The organism is Microcystis wesenbergii NRERC-220 (assembly GCF_032027425.1).
Classification (GTDB): domain Bacteria; phylum Cyanobacteriota; class Cyanobacteriia; order Cyanobacteriales; family Microcystaceae; genus Microcystis; species Microcystis wesenbergii_A.
Genome location: NZ_JAVSJA010000001.1, coordinates 566,119 through 587,253 on the forward strand (window position 1 = coordinate 566,119; position 21,135 = coordinate 587,253).

The following is a 21,135-nucleotide window of genomic DNA, read 5'->3' on the forward strand; positions in this document are numbered from 1 at the left end:
TTTTAGCTTATTGTAGTATATATATACGAAAAAAGTTCAGGTATATTTTTTAGAAATTCCACAGCACAGGATTATCATCCAAGCAATCAGTCACCTGTTGACCAATATTATCAATTAATTTTAGGTCTTCTGGGGTTAAATTAATTGTCATTGCTTGAGCATTATTAACTGCTTGAGCGGCATTTCTTACCCCAGCAATTGCATTAGTTTGAGGTTGCTTAATTAACCAAGCAAGAGATAATTGAGCTAGGGAACAATTATAGCGGTTAGCAATCGGTTCTAATTGAGTTAAAGCCGCTTGTACCCTCTGAAAGTTTTCGCCATGAAAGAGTTTATTTTTAATTCTATGATCCTCCGATGCTAACTGATAACCGTTTCTAAATTTTCCTGTTAATAAACCTTGGGCAAGGGGAGAATAGGCCAAAATAGAAATATTATTCTCTAGACAATAGGGCATAATTTCCTTTTCTACCGAGCGCCAAAACAGAGAATAGGGAGGTTGAATACTCTCAATTCTGCCGTATTGACTGGCTTCTTCCAGTTGAGAGCGGGAGAAATTGGAAACCCCTATAGTGCGAATTTTTCCCTGGGCTTTCAGATAATTAAGAGCGGCCATAGTTTCAGAAATAGGCACTATTTCCGTGTTCCATGAGCCACTGGGCCAATGAATTTGATAAAGATCTATATAATCGGTTTGGAGGTTTTTTAAAGAGCGATGACAAGCGGCGATAACTTCCTCGTATTTGAGGTGATTAGCAAAAACTTTGGTGGCATAAACTACCTGTTCTCGCACATCGGCCAAAGCTTGAGCGACAATGGATTCCGAGTGACCTTCCCCGTAGATTTCGGCTGTATCTACAGTGGTAATTCCTGCCTCAAAAGCGGCACGAATGGCTTTAATACTTTCTCCATCTTCAATACCTGCCCACATCTTTTTTCCTGCTTGCCAAGTACCCACGAGAAGGGGAGTAATTTCTATATTAGTCTGACCGAGATAGCGTTTTTGCATAACAGTTTTTTTGATGGGTGAGGTATGATCGGGGTTTCAGTCGGGTTTAGGGCGGAAAATCCCAGTAGAAGAGGACTAAGGTGACAAGAATAAAAACTTTTACCAGTAGAGGTGTAAAGAACAAACTTAATAAGCCACAAAAAATACCTAATAAGCGGGTACTGAGGCTAATTATTTCGCCGTGAACATCATAGCTAATCGAGAGGGAGATTAGGGCTAAAGTAAGGAGAAAAATCATAGTTTTCTTTCCTGAGTCTATCGAGCAGAAAAGCCGTGACCGCTCACGACTTTTTGCCGTTTCTATATCTATTATTAGCTCGATTACTTAGCTCATGACATCGGGTTAAAGTGAACTTTTTTAACGGAAAAGATTAAAAAATCCGTTGAAAAAGCCTGTCAAACCAGTAAAGGGACTTAAAACCGTGCCGAGGGTGTCGGTAGCAGAGGCCAGACCACTGCGATGAACCACAACCACATCATTATTGCGGAGAATCGGGTTAGTTTTCTCGTTGATACCCTGGGAAAAATCGATGTTAATTGAGGTTTTGGTGACAGTCCCGTTAGGATTGAGACGAATTAATTCCACTGTGGACTGATTGGCGCGACGCTTATCAAAGTCTCCTGCGGTTAAAATTGCCTGATTGAGAGGGGTATTGGGAGGAACTTCAATTATCCCCGGTTTTTTCACCTCACCGACCACTTTCACGTTAATAGTTTTAGGGGCAAAACTAGCCGATGCTAGGGTTTCCGATTCTTTGGCCGAGATTTCAGTCGCGGTGGGGATAATCACCGTATCACCTTCTTGAAGAAAGATATCGCCGGTCATATCACCTTTATCGAGCAAACTCCAGAGATCTACCGGGATTTTCTGCTGGGAACCGTCACGGGTGTAACGCAGCACTTGCACCTGTCGGATATCGGCCAGAGGTTTGATGCCTCCCGCTTGTTGGATAGCTTGGGTTAGTCGGGCCGGTTGTCGTCGAATTCCGCGATTATTCTCTGTGGTGACGGTGTTAACTTGATTGGGGACAATACGATGGGAGCCAGGACGATAAACTTCTCCCACCACAGTAACATTAATTTCTCGATCGCTATCTAGTCCAAAATTGGCATCGGCTAATTGATTGACTTCGCCGACGCTAAGGGTCGTTTTAGTGGGAATAACGATGCTATCGCCATCTCTGAGGCTAATATCCTGGGTTGTATCGCCTTTTTGGATTAATTGCCAGAGATTGGCTTGAATTAGCTGTTCTTGTCCCTTGAGGTTGCGTCGGATTTGAACTTGACCGATATCGGCCACCGTAGTCACTCCCCCCGCTTGCCGGATTATTTCGGTCAATAGGGGCGTTTTTTGGCTTTGTTCGGGGTTAATTGTATAGGTACCCGGGCGATTGACTTCCCCCGCGATGGCGATTTGCAGAGGCCGGGGGGTGAGAATGCTAACAGTAACCACGGGACGCTTGAGATAGGTGGTGTAACGTTTAGCCAGGGTTTGGCCGGCTTCGGTGACGGTCATTCCCTCCACTTTGACGCTACCAATCAGAGGTAAAGTTAGGGTTCCATCGGCTAAAACAAGGAAATCGCCGCTTAAATCCGCCACTTGGTAAACGGTGACGCGCACTTTATCCCCTTCTCCCAAGGTGTACTCTTTGCTTTCTGCGGGGATAGGGGCAATCGCTTCTTTAGGGGGTGCGGGACTACTAGGAGGAGTGGCTTGGACTGGGCGGGCTTCTAAGGAAGTTAGGGGGGCAATAGTGCCGATAATTAACAGATAACGTAGTGATTGGCTGATTAAATCCTGTAATTGGCTGCTATTTAACATTATTAATAGGATTAATTTTATCGTTGACATTGGCGATCAGTGTAGCACAAATAGTCGATCGCCTATGGAAACCCCCTGTAGCATCGCATCTATCGAGAGTTACCGCTAACTGTAAGATAGTTTTAACGATTGCCTGTATGTAAAGGGGTATATTAATTTTATGACAGCTACTAGCACAATTCCCGATTTTTGTCAAGGGATAAAATATTTTGGGGCTTCCTTACCGGAATTTGATAAATATGCAGGAAAAGCCGCTATCGCTGAGGGAAAAACCGCTATTATTGCCGCTAATGACCCGAATGCTATCTATCAAACCCTCCTAGCCGCCGATGCTTTGCGTTACCTCACCCTACAAATCACCGCTACCAAAGAATCGGGACACCCCGGCGGTTTTGCCAGCGCCGCCGACGTGATTGCCTCTTTGATGATGTTAGGCCAGAAAAATATTTTCACCGAAGTGGGCCATCATGCCCCCGGTTTTTATAGTAACGTCTTTCTCGATCGCTCTCTGGAAGCCATGGGCATCAGCAACGTCAGCGAATTGGGAGAACGTTTTCGGGAAAAACACGGACTTTTAGGGCATCTTTCTGGACAAATCCCCGGACTGCTCGGGCCGGCCGGTCCTTTGGGCCAAGGCCAACATTTTGCCATGGCGGCGGCCAAATTACACCCTAATACTCTTTTCCCTGTGACTATCGGGGATGGTGGTTTAGGAGAACCCTACATTATGAGTAGTTTTGGTCATTTTCACACTGCTTATCCAGAAATTACCAATTTTCTGCCGATTTTAGTTTGGAATGGCTATTCCCAAGAACACCATAGCATGGTGTCCCTGAAAACTAACGCCGAAATGGAAGCCTATTGGCGCGGTAATGGTTTCGAGGAAGTGATTCTCATTAATGCCAAAGACTTCGATGATGCTAATCAAAATGGGGAATATGTAGATAGCACCAAATTCTCTTTTAACCAGCGTCTGGAGTTCATGAAAGCGGTGTTAATGGCCACGGATAAAGCCGCCCAATTAGCCCTAGGTGGTAAACTAACGGTGATCATTATTAAACAACTTAAAGGGGCGGGAGTTCACAAACGGGGAGCGGCTTCCCATAATCTTTACCCCGGGGATTCTTTAGAAAAAGATTATATCGTTAGTGCCTTGCAGGAACGCGCTTTACCCCCTGAAGCTTGGGCAATTGTTCGTACTAATTTCGAGCGCTCTGGAGGCGGTCCGGCAGTGGAAACAGTGGTAACGGAAAAAGTCTTCCCTCTGCCGGATTTAGGAACCTTACCGATGACCGAATATACTGTGGGTGGCGATAAAAAAGTGGCCACCACTGCCATGGGGGAATTAGTGGTAGCTGTGGGTAAAGCTGACCCCAATTTTGTCGTCACAAATGCTGATGGTAATGCCGCTTCGGGAATTAATAATATTAACGTCGGGTTAAAGATTATTCACCCCACCACCGATGAGACCTATTTCCAAGCACCTAACGGTCAAGTTTATGAGCCTTTAAGCGAGGATGCCTGTGCTGGATTAGCCGTCGGTTTATCTCTCTTGGGAGGGCGGACTTTATGGTGTTCCTACGAGTCTTTTGCTATCAATGGTTTACCGATTTGGCAGACTGTAACCCAAGCGATGGCGGAGTTACGTCGTCCCACCCCTTCTACTATTACTTTATTCACCGCCGGAGCCTTAGAGCAAGGGCGTAATGGTTGGACACACCAACGCCCAGAGATTGAAAATTATTTCGCCGCTATGATGCGAAATGGTAATATTTTTCCTCTCTTTCCCTGCGATGCTAACAGCATTCAAGTCTGTTATCAATGGGCTTTAGGAACCAGCAATAAAGGCATTACAATCACTGCTAGTAAATCGCCTTTACCGGTGCGAACCACCTTTGAGCAAACCCGTCAAGCTTTGGAAAAAGGCGGCGTAATTCTCCAGGAATCGGAAGGCAGCAAAAAAGTCGTTTTTGCCGTCATTGGTGATATGACTTTATTACCCGTCTTTGAGTCTGCCCAACAGTTAGAAGCGGCGGGAATCGGGGTAAAAATTGTCTCGGTAATTAATCCCCGTCGTCTCTACCGTCCTAGCGATGTGATGAGTGAAACTAGCTCAGAAGCTGATAATAATTTCCTTGATGATGCTGGTTTTGACAGTCTCTTTGCTGGTGATGCTTTAATCGGAGTAACTGGTGGTACAAGCGCCATGTTAGAACCGATTATGTTACGCAGTAATACCCGTCGGGATGTCTTCGCTTGGAAACGGGGAGAAACCACCGCCAGTGCCGGGGAAATTATGGCCTATAATGGCTTAACTGCCAATGCTTTAACTACCCGTGCTACCCAGTTATTAGGCTAAGTTCCCAGTTAGTTTTTTTGATTATTCCCTACTTTCTTTGATTGGAAAGTAGGGATTTTTTTCTCAGGTCACTTTTACCAACGAGGTAAACTTTTAATAATTTTCCATAGGCGAGGATATTGGAGAGATAGATAGCGCTTAATATGGGATTTTAAACTAACTAAATCCTGCGATTCTTTCAGTTCTCTATCTTGATAAAAACGAATTAAATCATCCCGTCTTTTCAGTAAAATTTTAATTTGTTGGTAATCTTCCGAGCTTAAAACTTGATGGGGTTGAATATTTTCTGGCAGCGGGCGCGGGATGTAAAAAGTTGTATGAGATGGTGATAATTCTTCGATAGGACGTTCTTTGGTATAGAGATAGATAGAAAGAGATTTCCGGGATAAATGCCGTTGATTTTCTGGTAAATTAATCTGAGAAAATCCATGCCATGAATGTTCATTGGTTTCAAAAATAAGACAACGATTAAAGATAGGTACAAAAGATTTAATCCTATTTTCTTCCAGTTGACGAGGATTGGAATGTAACTCGAGATTCCCTCCCCAATCTGCTTGCCATTGGGGATTTAAATAGATTAATAAATTCAAGCGGCGATGATACCAGTGACGCTCATCGAGGTTAAAATCAATGTGAGGGTCTAATTCTTGACCATGTAAATTTTCGTGGGTTCCACCCCCATAAAAACTAGGGTCTGTAATTAAATTATCGATACCGGTTAATTGGGAAATTAACTCTAAAAACTCTTGAGATTGAACGTAGCGGCCAAACTGTTGGTAAACACCCCCTAAACCGATTAAATCCTCATTAACTGCCTTGCCGCCAACTTTTCCTAACTCACTAATGGCTTTTTGCGGATTAAAACTGGGAAAATTTTCCAGCAAAATTTGCGCTTGCTCCCCAACTAAAAAATTATCGATGACCAAATGCTTAAACGGTTGCGCTGTCTCAAAATCTTGACGATAGACAGAAGATTTCTCATAAACAAGGGGATTAATAAACATTAGACAGCTTTTTTGTTGGTATGATAAATTGTAGCAATCAAACTAGCAAAATAAAGATTAACTCTCCTATTGACCTCATCGCCTATGGACTGGTGGCACAAACTCAAAGATAATCCTCTCGCCCGTTGGGGAGCAGTTTTACTGTTAATCTTCTATTTAAGCGTAATGGCGGCGGATTTTGTCGCTCCCTACTCTCCCTACTCCTCCCAACCCGGTCAGTCTCTCCTACCCCCCACCCAAATCTTTTGGCGCTCGCAGTCGGGAAGTAACAAGGGTGAGTGGATTGGCCCCCACGTCTATCCCACCACTCAAAGTGCTATTAATATAGAAACTGGTGAGCGGAAGCTAATGAGAGATTTTAACAACCCCTTGCCGCTACGTCTCTTGGTTAAGGGTGAAACCTATAATTTCGGTCAAATTCGCCTACCTTTACCGCCAAAATGGGAGGAAGTAACTTTATTCCCCGGTATCCCTTTTGATCTCCATCTGTTCGGGGTCATCGGCGATGGTAGAATCAATATATTGGGAACCGACGAATCGGGACGCGATAGTTTTAGTCGCTTGATTTTCGGGGGCAGAATTAGTTTATTTATCGGTTTGGTCGGGATTTTAATTTCTTTCCCTATCGGTTTATTTGTCGGTGGCGTTTCTGGCTATTTTGGTGGTTGGTTAGATGGGATTTTAATGCGTTTTGTGGAAGTTTTAATGACTATCCCCGGCATATATTTACTCGTGGCCCTAGCGGCCGTTTTACCCGCAGGATTAACCAGTACCCAGCGCTTTTTATTAATCGTCCTGATTACTTCTTTTATCAGTTGGTCGGGATTAGCGCGGGTAATTCGCGGTCAAGTTTTATCCCTGAAAGAACAGGAATTTATTCAGGCCGCCAAAGCTATGGGAGCAAAACCCCTTTATATTATTCTGCGTCATGTGCTGCCCCAAACTGCCAGTTATATCATTATTTCTGCTACGTTAGCGGTGCCGGGGTTTATCGTGGCCGAATCGGTTTTAAGTTTAATTGGTTTGGGAATTCAACAGCCGGATCCTAGTTGGGGAAATATGCTTTCTCTGGCTACCAATGCCTCAATTATTGTTCTACAACCCTGGTTAATTTGGCCGCCTGCTTTGTTAATTATTCTCACCGTTTTAGCTTTTAATTTACTCGGTGATGGTTTACGCGATGCTCTAGATCCTCGCAATTTAGAGAGATAATTTAGTTATTTTAGCCATTATCAGTTATCAGTTATCAGTAAACAGTTATCAGTGAACTGATAACTGAAAAGTCTCCCCACTTCCCATTATGAATAGAATCAGTAAAACTTTTAATAATTTCGCCGATAGTTTGGTGATTTATAGTCAAAGATACGGAAAAATAAGCTGGGTAATATTTTTAATTATCTTTGCTTGTATCATGACGATAACCTTTAATTATCCGGCACAATCCACCAATCAACCCCAAGAAAAACCCGAAATTCGTGGAGTTTGGTTAACTAATATCGATAGTGAGGTATTATTTAAACCGCAAACCCTAAAAGATGCCCTTGATAGGTTGGCTGATTTAAACTTTAACACTATTTATCCCACGGTCTGGAATTGGGGTTATACACTCTATCCTTCTAAGGTAGCAGCAAAAGTCACAGGACGAGCGATCGATCCCCATAAGTCTTTAAAAAATCGCGACTTTTTAGAGGAAATAATTAGCCAAGGTCATCGGAAAAAATTAAGAATTATTCCCTGGTTTGAATTTGGTTTTATGGCTCCTGCGGATTCAGAATTAGCCAAACGACATCCCGATTGGTTAACCCAAAGACAGGATAAAAGTGTGATTTGGTGGGAAGGAAAAGTGCATCAACGTGTGTGGTTAAATCCCTTACATCCGCAAGTACAAAACTTTATTACCGATTTAGTCAGCGAGATTATTACTAACTACGATATAGAAGGAATTCAGTTTGATGACCATTTTGGTTATCCCGCCGATTTTGGCTATGATGAAACCACGATTAAGCTCTATCAAAGGGAACATTCTGGACAATTACCACCGCAAGATTACCAAGATAAAGCATGGATTCAATGGCGGGCCGATAAAATTACTGACTATATGAATAGTTTAGCCCAGACGATTAAAAAGCAGCAACCTAGAGCGATTATTTCCCTATCTCCTAATCCCTACACTTTCTCCCTAGAATCCTATCTTTTAGATTGGCAAAAATGGCAAGAAAAAAACTTGATTGATGAATTAGTAGTGCAAGTGTATCGAACTGATATGAACGCCTTTGACTGGGAATTATCGCAACCAGAATTACAGCAAGCTAGAGAATCTATTCCCGTGGCTATTGGGATTTTATCTGGTTTAAAAGGTCGTCCGATTCCGATGGTTAATATTACTCAACAAGTGGAAAAATCGAGACAAGAAAATTTTGGCGTTTCTTTCTTTTTCTACGAAACTTTATGGAATATGAGTAATGAATCTCCTTCCTATCGACGCAGGATTTTTCGGGAAATACTCCAGTCTGCTAATCCTAGCTAAAATTAGGTAAAATTGCTGATTTTAAGCGAAATTATTGCCCTAACCTAGCTATAGTTTCTTAAGTTTATCTTTAAATTAAGAAAAAGCAGCAGGGAGAGACGAGAAGGCTGCATCTCATTTTTGTCAATCTACTGAGTTGGAATTTTTAAAGGGAAACTCTCTGCTAAAATTAGTCATTACTTCTGATTTTATCACTCAATCCAAGCCTTTGGGGGGTTCTACCCCCCAAACCCCCCGTTGGGGACGCAAGCGCCGTCCCCAAACCCCTCGCGCATTAGTTTTTCGGTGGGATGCTTACACGCAGCTGCTGATATATTTGTAATAATTTAAGAGTCACTGACTAATTGCTGATTTTCCGGATTTCTGTAAATGTGAGATGCACCCGACGAGAATCGCTAGAATAAAAAAAGACTCTCCCTTATCACTTTATTTATGCTGATCAGACATAACCGAAGCTCGATCGCTAAACCTATTCTACTGTTTCTTGGCTGCCTTGTGATCGGGCAGTTGGGGATATTAGTGGTAGCCAATAGCCTCTGGTTTACCGAGATGGGTTATTTAAACACTTTCCTGAAACAATTATCTTGGCAACTAGGATTAGGTTGGGGAAGTGCGATTCTTTCTCTACTCTTTATTTTTACTAATTTACGTTTAGCCCAGCGTTTTCGTTGGCAAAAACCCAAAGAAGATAGTTATCCTCTTAGTCCTCAATCTCCTAGTATTAATTTACTCAGTCTTTTGATTATCGCAACGGGAATTGGAGCTTGGATCGGGTCAATGTTATTGTATTACAGTAAACTAGCCCTCAGTCTCTGGACACCAGATTTTAATCTTCCTAACCTTAGTTCTTCCATAAGTTCTCCTCTGGAAATAGTTTGGATTAGGCAAGTATTAACCGATATTTCCAGTAATCTTTGGCAAGGGTTAATTATCGCTTTTTTAGTTCTGGGATTATTAATTAAAACCGATTATTTTTTGCGAATAATATCCCTAGTGTTCACCCTACTGCTATCTTTTATTATTGCTGGGCAGTGGGCGAATTTTTTAAAATATTTTTATGGTGTTCCTTTCAATATTAACGATCCTCAATACGGGAATGATTTAGGTTTTTACATCTTTCAATTACCCCTGTGGCAGTTACTAGAATTATGGCTTAGTGGTGTGGGAATATATACTCTTTTCGCCGTCAGTTTAACCTATCTTTTTTCGGCCGATAGTCTTTCTCTGGGAACATTTCCGGGGTTTTCCCGTCCGCAACTGCGTCATTTGTACGCCCTGTGGAGTGGGTTAATGGGGCTGCTAGTATTACACCATATTATTCAGCGTTACCTGCTACTTTATTCTCCCGAAGGAGTAGTTTATGGTGCGGGTTATATCGATGTTCATGTTGGTCAATTTATTGAAATTATTCTGGGAATTATTGCAGCAATAACCTCTATATGGTTAGGAGAAAAATCATTATTTGGTAAAAAAGACCGTCGCAAGTTATACAAAACCGCCAAGAAAAAGTTGGTATTTTCCCCCTACTTAGTTCCTGTATTTCTCTATTTAATTGTTTGGATAAGTGGCACAATTATCAGTGGAGTATTACAAAGAATAATCGTACAACCGAATGAATTAGTGAGAGAAAGACCCTATATTGAAAGAAGTATTCAATCCACAAGAGCGGCTTTTTCCTTAGATAGAATTGATGCCCAAATTTTCGATCCACAGGCCGAATTAAATGCCGAAGTTTTAGAGAGAAATCATCTAACTATCGATAATATTCGTCTTTGGGATACCAAACCACTGCTAGAAACTAACCGACAGTTACAGCAAATTCGCTTATATTATAAATTCCCCGATGCTGATATTGATCGCTATCGGGTACGAGTGGGAGTGCCTGAAAAAATCGAGGAACGTCAAATATCTGAAAAACAACAGACCATTATTGCCGCTAGAGAATTAGATTATAGTGCGGTTCCCACTTCTGCTAACACTTGGGTGAATAAACATCTCGTTTATACCCACGGTTATGGGTTCACTCTTTCCCCGGTTAATTTAGTGGCTGCCGGGGGTTTACCCTACTATTTTGTCAAAGATATCGGCACAAATAAAGACGAAGGGGCCCTACAAACCTCTAGCGAATTAATTGATTATAGTATTCCCATTGGTAAACCCCGCATTTACTACGGGGAATTAACTAATAATTATGTGATGACTCCCACCACCGTAGAAGAATTGGATTTTCCCAGCGGGGATGGAAATGTCTATAATACCTACGATGGAAAGGGAGGAATCCTAGTGGGTACGGGGTGGAGACGTTGGCTATTTGCCCTTTATCTGCGGGATTGGCAAATGTTATTTAGCCAAGATTTTACTCCCGAAACTCGCTTATTAATGCGTCGTGATATCCAAAATCGCGTGCAAACTATCGCCCCTTTTTTAAATTATGATCGCAACCCCTATTTAGTAGCGGCAGATGTGGGCGATAGTAGTAGTAAATTACATTGGATTATTGATGCTTATACTATTAGTGATCGCTATCCCTATTCTGACCCAGGAAAAGATAAATTTAACTATATTCGCAATTCGGTCAAAGTGGTAGTGGATGCCTATCATGGAACGGTGAATTTCTATGTTGCCGATGAAAATGATCCAATTATTCAGACGTGGCGTAAAATCTTTCCTCATCTCTTTAAATCTTTAGCAGAAATGCCGAAAACTCTCCGCAGTCATATACGTTATCCCGAAGATTTATTTAGTACCCAAGCGGAAAGATTATTAACCTATCACATGACCGATCCACAAGTATTTTATAATCGGGAGGATCAATGGGAAATTCCCCTAGAAATTTACGGCACGGAACCCCAGGCTGTATCACCCTATTATTTAATCATGAAACTGCCCGATGCCGACAAAGAAGAATTTATTCTCCTCCATCCCTATACTCCCTCTAGTCGGCAAAATTTAATCGCTTGGTTAGCGGCGCGTTCAGACGATAGAGAGTATGGTAAGTTATTACTCTATCAATTTCCTAAACAAAGGTTAGTGTACGGACCGAATCAAATTGAGGCTTTAATTAACCAAGATCCAGATATTTCTCAACAGATTTCCCTTTGGAATCGGGACGGTTCTAAAGTTTTGCAAGGACACCTATTAATTATTCCCATTGAACAATCTCTGCTTTATGTAGAACCTTTGTATCTAGTGGCAGACCAAAATAGTGTCCCGACAATCGCTAGAGTAACAGTTGCTTATCAAAATAAAATTGTCATGGAACCAACCTTGAAGGAAGCTTTAGAAAAGCTATTCTCAGGTCATCAGAGCTAAATTGCCGCTAATTGGCCACAAATTAGCAAAAAAGCTGATCCTGGTTCCAGAACGATCCTCAATATCCCCGAATTTGCCCGGAAAATTGCCTGGCAAATTCTCGTAGATTGAGAAAGATAATAAGAGGACGCTGGTTAATCAGCCAATTTTAAAATCCAGTATCATCAAAGGATTGAGTTATGCTTTTAATTGGAAAAGTGGGCAATTAATTCTGTGCGAGATGAATTAATTATTAAAGGGGTAAACTCCTCCACTGGTAATAATAAAATGCGATCAATGATTACGGACAAATCTGGGTCTAAACTACCAAAACGAGCTTTCAATAAATTTTCTATCACCAGACGTTCTCCCTGTTGAAGACCTTGTTGAAGACCCTGTTGAAGACCCTGTTGAAGACCCTGTTGAAGACCCTGTTGAAGACCCTGTTGAAGACCCTGTTGAAGACCCTGTTGAAGACCCTGTTGAAGACCCTGTTGAAGACCCTGTTGAAGACCCTGTTGAAGACCTTGTTGACGGCCAGCATCCAGTTCTTCCTGAAGACGGGAAGTGTATAAAGGTGATAATCTCATAATTAACTCTCTGTCCTCCTCTTCAAGCTCTTGATCGTTAGTTAAAGAAGTTCTCAAGTTTAATAATAATTCTAGAGCATTTACCCGAAAAGGATGATCCTCTGGTAACGATTCTAGCTCATCGATCGCCCTTGCTTGTACTTTTCCCCGGCCTAAAATTCTTAACCAGAGAGTTGCTTCTGTTGGGGGTAATTGATGGATAACGGTGATTGCCGTGCGTAAAGAGGGAGCTAAAAAATAGATACCTTCCCCCCAATTCTCCTCATCTAATTTAGCTCCGAATCCTCCTAACAGTTGCGAGGAAGCGGTGGGAGTCAAAATCCAGAGACGGGGGATTTCCCCATCGTTAACATTCGTTTTCTGACGATTTGCTTGACGATTAATTTCTCCTTCCACTTGCAACAATTTTAACAGACAAGTTCTAATTTCTGTAGCGGTGACAGGATTGCGAAAGGGTTCAAATAAACAGGGATTAATCGCCATTTTTCCCAGTAATCCCAGCAGTTCTCTCGGATTATTATCGAGAATATTGGGTGAAAACCAGACATCGATTTCTCGTACTTCTCCGCGTACAACCCGTGCCGATTTTACCTCTCCCAGAGAAGATAATAATTCTTCGAGATAATCTTTGGCAAACTGGTCATGAATAAATCTAGTCATAGGTTTATCTAAGATGATTTAATAACTTATCTCGCAATTGCTTAATCCGATCGCGATATTTAGCCGCTGCCTCGAATTCTAGATTTTTCGCCGCTTCTTTCATTTGCGCTTCTAGTTGTTGAATTAACTCGGGAATTTGTTCTAAAGAAAGTTCTTCTATATTCTCACAAACCTGCTCTAATTGTTGGGAATTTAGACGACGGGAAATATCCAGAAAAGCCAAAATTGAATTACTCGACCTTTTAACAATCGGTTGCGGAATAATCCCATGTTTCTGGTTATATTCCTCTTGAATAGCTCGCCGTCTCTTGGTTTCTTCGATCGCATTAATCATACTATCAGTGAGATTATCTCCGTAAAGAATTGCCTGACCGCGAATATGACGAGCAGCCCGGCCAATAGTTTGAATTAAAGAGCGGGTAGCCCTTAAAAATCCTTCCTTATCTGCGTCTAAAATCGCCACTAGAGACACTTCCGGCAGGTCTAACCCCTCGCGAAGCAAATTCACCCCGATCAGCACGTCAAAGACCCCTTCTCGCAGGTCTTGAATAATTTCAATCCGTTGAATTGATTGAATTTCCGAATGTAGATATCTAACTTTAATTCCCCTTTCTTGCAAGTATTCGGTTAAATCTTCGGCCATGCGTTTGGTTAAAGTGGTAATCAAAACCCGTTCATTTAACCGCACTCGCTCCTTAATTTCCCCTAATAAATCATCCACTTGTCCCTCGGTTGGTCGCACAAAAATCTCTGGATCTAAAACTCCCGTCGGTCGGATAATTTGTTCAACAATGCGATTTTCTGACTGTTCTAATTCCCAATCTCCCGGAGTGGCCGAAACAAAAATACATTGATTAACTTTCTGCCAAAATTCTTCTGACTTCAAAGGACGATTATCCGCAGCACTGGGTAAACGAAAACCGTGATCGATCAAAACTTTTTTTCGTGATTGATCGCCATTATACATCCCGCGAATCTGCGGCACACTGACATGGGATTCATCCACAACTAATAACCAATCTTGAGGAAAATAATCCACCAAACATTCCGGGGGTTCCCCCGCTAATCTACCCGCTAAATGCCGCGAATAATTTTCCACGCCATTACAATAACCCACTTCCTGCAACATTTCTAAATCATAACGAGTCCGCTGATCCAACCGTTGCGCTTCCAGTAATTTGCCCGCTTTTTCCAACTCCAATAAACGGTTATCTAACTCGGTTTTAATATCCCGACAGGCCACCTCTAAACGTTCCTCTGGGGTAACAAAGTGACGGGCCGGATAAATACTAATTCGCTCTAATTTTTGCAAAACTTCCCCCGTCAGGGGATCGAGATAACGAATACTTTCAATCTCATCGCCAAAAAAATCAATTTTAATAACCCGATCCTCGTAAGCGGGAACAATTTCCAAAATATCGCCCTTCAGACGAAAACGGCCGCGAGTTAACTCTAAATCATTGCGATTGTACTGCACTGACACCAAGGCCCGTAATAATTGCCTTTGGTCGAACTCTTGACCAACTGTTAAGGAAATCGCCGCTTTTAGGTATTCCGCCGGCATTCCCAAACCATAAATACAACTAATGGAAGCGACGACGATCACATCCCTGCGTTCAAACAGCGATCGCGTGGCCGAATGGCGCAGCATATCGATCTCATCATTAATCGAAGAACTCTTTTCGATGTAGGTATCGCTGACAGGAATATAAGCCTCCGGCTGATAGTAGTCGTAATAGCTGATAAAGTATTCCACGGCGTTATTGGGGAAAAATTGCCGCAATTCGTTGCATAATTGGGCGGCCAGGGTCTTATTATGGGCCAGGACGAGGGTAGGCCTGCCAATTTTCTCGATGACGGCGGCAATGGTGAAGGTTTTGCCGGTGCCTGTTGCCCCTAAGAGGGTTTGGAAACGATGCTGGTTTTGCAGGGAATCTACCAATTTATTGATCGCTGCCGGTTGATCCCCAGTGGGTTGAAAGGGTGCTTGTAGTTGAAAAGCGGTCATTAGCGGCTAGGTGTAGAGAACAGGCAAAATAAATTATCAATCAAATTACCAACACTTATAGGGTTTTGGGAAAGAAAGATGTATCTTAATATTAGAGAGGATTTTAAAAAAAGATTAAAAGTCTTCGAGAATACCCTAAACTTAAATCTTATCGTTTCCCCGAAGCTATTAACGGAAAGGAGTATCAGGTTATGACGGTGGAAAATCTAGAAACGAACGGGACCCAAACCCCAGCAACCACAGAAGAAAAGACCAGCAGCTCACGCGGTAAAGCTACTACGGCTAAAACCGCCAAAGATAAAGAAGTGGTCGCCCTTTCGGTGAAAAACAACGCTCAATCGGCTTCCAAAGCCTTAAAATTCTATCAACCTGAACATCGCTTACCCGAAAATCGTCCTGTTGGTACTAGCCATCTTCACTTCACGGAAGATGAAATGTTACCCGGGAGCCGTCCCGTGGAAGTTAGCCATCTGAAAATTGTTAGTACCTATTCTTCCGTCGGTGGATTGCGTCCTGTCGGCTCTAGCGGTATGGAAGTCAGTAGCACTCTAGCGATTTCTGGCAATCGTCCGATCGCTCTTAGTCATCTGCACATTAGCGAAACCTATACAGTCATGGGTAATCGTCCCGTTGCTTCCAATGAAATCGATGATCCCGAAACTTTAATGGGATTTTTGGATTAATTGTTTTGTTGATCAAGACAGATTTTTTCCCTGTCCCGGACGGGGAATTTATTTTTTTCCCTTTAGTTAAGCACGATATTGAGCAATTAGTTGGTATTTTCCCGGTTTTAATTGCAGAGTAAATAAGCCGTCCTGAGAGATTCCCTGACTGCTAATCATTCCCTTGGGATTAGTTTCAAAGTGCCAGCGACTAAAATAAGTGATTCCCAGATCAACCTGAGTATCTGAGACGATTTGGCAATCCCAAATACGATTATATGAAGAAGCTTTGACCATAGCTAATTGACCGTTACCATTGCGAACATAATGGTCTTGATAACCTTGAGCAGGAGAAACGGTATTACCTTGAAATTTCCAGAAAGGGGTTTTCTCACTCAGGGCAGCCGGAAGATAATCTACTACATCTGGGACAATTAAGAGACCGGCCGCTAGATTAAATCCTTTACCTCCGACTTTAATTGGTTCTACTGGTAAAAAATTAGCCGCTGCTGTTCTTTGGGATTGATAAGATGGCTGTTTAATCCTGGCGGTAATCAAGTTATTGAGTTGTTCTTTGGCCAGGGAATCTTGGTAAACAGGAGTTAGGACACTTGATAATAAAAAGTAATGGGGAATAGACCTGAGAGGGGGACAAGCGAGCTAGAAGGTAGATAGGGCAAGCGATATCGCTCTTTGTCCTTTGATGTAATCCTTCAACCGATAGCGGCTAATTTGCATTAGCTCTTCTATATTTTTTGGGAACATTTGATGTAGCTGGAGCCAATGATAGAGATGTTGACCCACATAAAAACTGCTGTGTCTGCGTTGACCTTTATATCTTTTTTCAGGTCTTGTGACATATTTTTGGATTCCCATATCCTTAATTTTTTTACCTCGCAGTGTGGCACTTGTATAGGCGATAGCTATAACAATTATCAGCTTTGATAGGTATTTCGGTGCTAATTGAGAACCTTCTAAGCTATAGCCTCCCGACTTAAAATCTCGGAACATCTCCTCAATATCAAATCTTTTTTGATAGGCCATTATTGCCGTCTCTAAATCCCCAAAATTTGTCAGAATATACCAAGGTTCTTTTGTTGGAAAACCCCGACAGGTTTTTTTCCACTTACCAGCTAAGTTAAACTGTCCAAATCCCTGCTCTTTTGTAATATTGACATCATTCAAAAATAGTTGAGTTCCTGGACTTAAACCTAACTCTCTCATTTCTTGATAAATTCCTTCTTTTGTCTTGACATTTGTACTTTTTTTTTGTCTTAAACAAAAGTATAAACTCTGCTTCTGAAGCCACTTTCCAAGACTGACCGAGCAAAATTCTCTATCTCCTAACACCACGATTTTATGACCTGATAGCACCGTCAATATTTTCCCCAATACTCGCTGCTGTTCTTCGAGATTACTACTTCCTTTTTTATCCAATATCTCCCCATAGATTGGGATGGCTCTCTTGTCATAAATTAGACTCACCATCAAGATATTAATTGCTCCCCAACTCGTTCGGTCTATGGCAATATATACTAATCCTTTTATTGTGAATCTCTCCTGCTGTTTTAACATCTCTTTTAAGCAGAGAAACCAGATTTTTTCAATATTCAGAATTTCCAGCTTTAAAAATCTTTTTAGTTTTTTTCTCCGACTCTCAAACAGGATCGGTATTGGCAGTGCTTCTGCTAATATCTCTAACTTAGCTTGCTTTAGTATTTGCCAGGTTCCAACTATCATTAACAACAGTAGATATCTGGCTCGTCCCAGTTCATTTTCTAACACTTTCTGGTATAGTTCACTTATCATTTTTGTTCTCTAGGTCATATTTACTATATATGACTTATCTTTTTTGGAAGTCTGTGTCTGTATTCCATGCTACATAAGCTTTTCAGCTGGCTTGTCCCCCTGTCAGGGAATAGACACACTAGCAATGACTAACAGGCTGACTAAAAGGCGTTTTTTGAACTGGTTAAATTTCCCGGAAATGCAGAGAATCGCCAAAGTAGAAACTAGGCCAGCTGCCACGGCAATAAAGCGAAAGGGAAACTGGATTTTTTGCAGGGGAAAAATGATTTTGTAGAGTGGTAAAGAAAGAGGTGAAATCATCAATAAACTCAGACCCGATAAAACGATTAGAGAAAACAAATTAAATTTTTCTAATTGGTTTCGTCTCTGCCAAACTGCTCGAATACTTAAGAGATAGATAATTAGATAGATGCTGAAAATGAGACTAATTATAAAAGTCTGTCTATTTTGATGAAAGTTATTACCAAAAGCCACCCAATCACCTAGGGAAGTTCCGATCGGTTGACGAATTTCCTTTAAATTAAAAACCGCAGGAATTAGGTAAGGAAAAGAAAAAATTAGGCCGATGATAAAAAAGAGAATCCGCCAGCCAAAATCTCGAAAATTTCTAGTTTTTAACAGGATAATTACCGAATAAATACCAAACAGAAAAAATATAATAATCAGACTAGGTAGGTGAGCTAGTGCTATCAAAGAAGTTGTGATTGTTAGTGCTAAACCATTGGCGAAAGTAATTACATTGGATACTTTTAAGAGAGCGACAATAAAAAAAGGCATTAAAGCAATGGCTAAACATTCTGCTAATGCTCCGCGCCAAAATAAACAGTAAAATAGGTAAGGATTAATTGCTAAAATAATAATTAGTTGATAGTAAAGTATGCCCCTTCTTTTGAATAAATATGCTGCTAAAGTTGAGGCACTAATTATATTGATGAGCAAAATGGTTAGCACCGTAAGTCTTAGAGCAACAACTGGAGAAAATCCGAGCAAATGATAGGGAAAAGCTACATATCTTAAAAGAGGAGGATAGAATAAAAATGCAGCATTTCCGAAGCCTCCATAGCCTTGAGCATACCATTTTGGGAATAAATCTCCAGACTTAACTTGCTCTGCCCAAAAACTATTTCAAAATAAATGAACAAGACCATCATTTGTTCTTTCTGGAGCAAATAAGAAAGCTAACCAAGTGCTACCTATAATCAAAAACACCAGAAGAGCGAAACTAAGTTGTTTTCTATGTAATCGAGCAAGACTAACAAGTATATTCATGATCAGGTAAGCGGAAGATTTTAATCTTTTCCTCGTTATCTAATCCTAGATTGTAGCAATATCAAGCTACAGAATTAAATAATTATTATCTATCAAATAGATATCTTACTTATTTATTTATTCTAGGAAAGTTCTTAGGATAAATTTTAGCATAAACTAGACTAGCTTTTTCAGCTAATACTTGAATTTCATATTCGGAAGATAAATTATCAAAATCTTCTTTACTCATAATAATTTCATGATTTTTATCGCTATTGACGGCAGTTTTAAGTTCTTCAGCACTCCTCACCCACCAAACCGGTCTATTACTATAAAATAAGGCACTGGGATGATTAAGACTAGCAGATAACTTAGCAATTATTAAGGGATTTTTCTTATTCTTACTAAAATCCCCTTGCCCTGCCACTTGTGCTAAAGCAGCTAGGGGAGTTACTCTTGCAGTATAAAGTCCTCTAACTTCTCTGATTCCAGAAAAGACAAAAACCGCAAATAGTAAAATAGTCGCCGATTTAGGAGTAAGCCTTTTCAGTAAAATGAGAACAAGTAGAGTTGCCGCAATCACAAAACAGAAAACTGCTACTATCTGTTTAACTGAAGGACTGATAATGCCAACAATTTTGAGAGGCGTTAAAGGAAAAATAACTAAAGCTACAGTTGCGATACTAATCAATATCCACGAACGAGCAGTAGAAGAAGCTTGTGCCTTTTGAAATAAATAACCGATAAAAATTGCCAAAATCGGATAAAGGGGAAGAATATACCAGCTTAATTTGGTTGATACCAAACTATATAGACCAAAAACCACCAGAAAGAAAACGATTAGAATTCTTGACGAGCTATGGGGCTTTAAAGTATCTTTAACACTGACGATAAAGGCAAAAGGAATTAGATAAACCCAAGGAAAAAAGAATTTAATAACTGTTCGGAAATATGAGAGAAAGTCTCCACTGTTTCCCTCTAGGGGACGGGTTGCCCGTTCAATCACATGATAACCTAAGTATTTCCCCAAAAAAGCCTGTCCATGCTGTAGTAGCACTGTTAAATGCCAGGGAAGAATTATCAAAGTAGCCAAGACAATACTTTGCCAAAAATGCCTTGATTTAAAAGTAGTTAATAACTGTCTTTCAATCAACAGCGTTATCATAATGGCAGCTGGTGCAACAATGGCAGCAAAACCTTTAACCATAAAAGCCAAGGCACAAGCAGTACCAATAAAATACCACCATTTTTGATTGCCTTGGCGAAGATGAAGATAACCGTAAAGTGATAGAAACAGAAAGAATGTCAACATCATATCGGTGGTACCAAACCGAGCAGAATGGACAAATTGATAACTTGCCAACAAAATCAACGAGGCAAAAACTCCTGCCCAATATCCATAAACTTTTTTACCAATTAAATAGATAATAGCAATTAAGGCGACTCCCGATAAAGCCGAAGCGGCTCTTGCCCAAAATTCGTCAACCCCAAATAATTGAAAAAAAGCAGCGGTTGACCACATAAATAGGGGGGGTTTATGAAACCAAGGCACATATCCGTAATGTAGAGTTATCCAGTCACCATTTTGTCCAATCTCTTTGGAAATTTGTGCATATATAGCTTCATCCCAATCTTCTAAACTCCTCTGTCCTAATTTCCACAGCAAGATGATTGCCGATAGAGAAAATAGTAACCAGAGAGTGGCATCTTTAAATTTCGATATAATGACTTGGATTTGCTCAGTTTTTACCATGGAATTAAACAGACTAATTATTGTATTGAAGGAGCGCAAATGGTAACAGTTTTTTCCAGTTCACAGCTTTTCTTCTTGATTCATGGCGGTTATTTATTTGATTATTTTCTTTCTGGTTTTAGGATAGTAGATCAAAATGACATCCTCATGACAAAAGATTTTTGTGAGGTTAAAATGTCAAAAAAAATACCAAATCACTTTCCCTCAAGATTGCTCATCTAAGATGCCCATAAATTTCAGGTTAATCGGCCATGTTTTCTGGAAAGCCGAGAAGATTGCTTACACTAGGATAATCCTTGATATAAACCATCTCCTGGCTGGCAGAAAACCAGAGACATTCTACCAAGATGTTATCAAAAACTACCAGAATTGTAAAGTAAATTGACAAGCAGT

Annotated in this window: 15 protein-coding genes; 5 read left to right on the forward strand and 10 right to left on the reverse strand. The window is 40.9% G+C overall.

Annotated features, from left to right (window positions below):
• Nucleotides 1-49 precede the first annotated feature (49 nt).
• From RAM70_RS02900 to RAM70_RS02910, 3 genes are all read right to left on the reverse strand, one after another.
• The gene (locus RAM70_RS02900; protein WP_045361023.1) at nt 50-1,009 is read right to left on the reverse strand and encodes an aldo/keto reductase; all 960 of its coding nucleotides are present in this window, start codon (nt 1,007-1,009) and stop codon (nt 50-52) included.
• Between the two features lie 46 nt (nt 1,010-1,055).
• The gene (locus RAM70_RS02905; RefSeq protein ID WP_045361025.1) at nt 1,056-1,247 is read right to left on the reverse strand and encodes a hypothetical protein; all 192 of its coding nucleotides are present in this window, start codon (nt 1,245-1,247) and stop codon (nt 1,056-1,058) included.
• A 120-nt stretch (nt 1,248-1,367) separates the two neighbouring features.
• Entirely contained in the window at nt 1,368-2,861 is a 1,494-nt protein-coding gene (locus tag RAM70_RS02910; protein ID WP_045361027.1) for an SLBB domain-containing protein, read from the reverse strand.
• A gap of 130 nt (nt 2,862-2,991) precedes the next feature.
• On the opposite strand from RAM70_RS02910, the gene RAM70_RS02915 reads away from it, so the two are divergent.
• Entirely contained in the window at nt 2,992-5,190 is a 2,199-nt protein-coding gene (locus RAM70_RS02915) for a phosphoketolase family protein (RefSeq protein WP_312672218.1), read from the forward strand.
• A 74-nt stretch (nt 5,191-5,264) separates the two neighbouring features.
• Here the strand turns inward: RAM70_RS02915 and RAM70_RS02920 are convergent, their stop codons facing one another.
• A complete protein-coding gene (locus RAM70_RS02920) occupies nt 5,265-6,194 on the reverse strand; it encodes a 2OG-Fe(II) oxygenase (protein ID WP_312672219.1) in 930 nt (309 codons plus the stop codon).
• An 84-nt stretch (nt 6,195-6,278) separates the two neighbouring features.
• On the opposite strand from RAM70_RS02920, the gene RAM70_RS02925 reads away from it, so the two are divergent.
• From RAM70_RS02925 to RAM70_RS02935, 3 genes are all read left to right on the forward strand, one after another.
• Complete coding sequence (locus RAM70_RS02925; RefSeq protein WP_190381512.1) at nt 6,279-7,406, forward strand: ABC transporter permease; 1,128 nt, start codon at nt 6,279-6,281, stop codon at nt 7,404-7,406.
• 88 nt (nt 7,407-7,494) lie between these two features.
• Nucleotides 7,495-8,721: a glycoside hydrolase family 10-like protein gene (locus RAM70_RS02930; protein WP_312672220.1), complete on the forward strand. Its 1,227-nt coding sequence runs from the start codon at nt 7,495-7,497 to the stop codon at nt 8,719-8,721.
• 432 nt (nt 8,722-9,153) lie between these two features.
• Nucleotides 9,154-12,033, forward strand: coding sequence for a UPF0182 family protein (locus tag RAM70_RS02935; RefSeq protein ID WP_312672222.1), 2,880 nt, complete (start codon nt 9,154-9,156; stop codon nt 12,031-12,033).
• A 185-nt stretch (nt 12,034-12,218) separates the two neighbouring features.
• Here RAM70_RS02935 and RAM70_RS02940 read toward each other — a convergent pair whose 3' ends face one another.
• Both RAM70_RS02940 and uvrB read right to left on the reverse strand, forming a co-directional pair.
• On the reverse strand, nt 12,219-13,262 hold the full coding sequence (locus RAM70_RS02940) for a flagellar assembly protein H (protein WP_312672224.1): 1,044 nt from the start codon (nt 13,260-13,262) through the stop codon (nt 12,219-12,221).
• A 4-nt stretch (nt 13,263-13,266) separates the two neighbouring features.
• Nucleotides 13,267-15,270, reverse strand: coding sequence for an excinuclease ABC subunit UvrB (gene uvrB, locus RAM70_RS02945; protein ID WP_312672226.1), 2,004 nt, complete (start codon nt 15,268-15,270; stop codon nt 13,267-13,269).
• Between the two features lie 191 nt (nt 15,271-15,461).
• Here uvrB and RAM70_RS02950 point away from each other — a divergent pair, with 191 nt between their 5' ends.
• Nucleotides 15,462-15,953: a hypothetical protein gene (locus RAM70_RS02950; RefSeq protein ID WP_312672227.1), complete on the forward strand. Its 492-nt coding sequence runs from the start codon at nt 15,462-15,464 to the stop codon at nt 15,951-15,953.
• A gap of 66 nt (nt 15,954-16,019) precedes the next feature.
• Here RAM70_RS02950 and RAM70_RS02955 read toward each other — a convergent pair whose 3' ends face one another.
• From RAM70_RS02955 to RAM70_RS02970, 4 genes are all read right to left on the reverse strand, one after another.
• Nucleotides 16,020-16,490, reverse strand: coding sequence for a hypothetical protein (locus RAM70_RS02955; RefSeq protein ID WP_288002298.1), 471 nt, complete (start codon nt 16,488-16,490; stop codon nt 16,020-16,022).
• 102 nt (nt 16,491-16,592) lie between these two features.
• A complete protein-coding gene (locus RAM70_RS02960; RefSeq protein WP_312672229.1) occupies nt 16,593-17,741 on the reverse strand; it encodes an IS4 family transposase in 1,149 nt (382 codons plus the stop codon).
• A gap of 102 nt (nt 17,742-17,843) precedes the next feature.
• Entirely contained in the window at nt 17,844-18,680 is an 837-nt protein-coding gene (locus RAM70_RS02965) for a putative glycosyltransferase family protein (RefSeq protein WP_312672230.1), read from the reverse strand.
• A gap of 439 nt (nt 18,681-19,119) precedes the next feature.
• The gene (locus RAM70_RS02970; protein WP_312672231.1) at nt 19,120-20,742 is read right to left on the reverse strand and encodes an ArnT family glycosyltransferase; all 1,623 of its coding nucleotides are present in this window, start codon (nt 20,740-20,742) and stop codon (nt 19,120-19,122) included.
• Nucleotides 20,743-21,135: the final 393 nt, after the last annotated feature.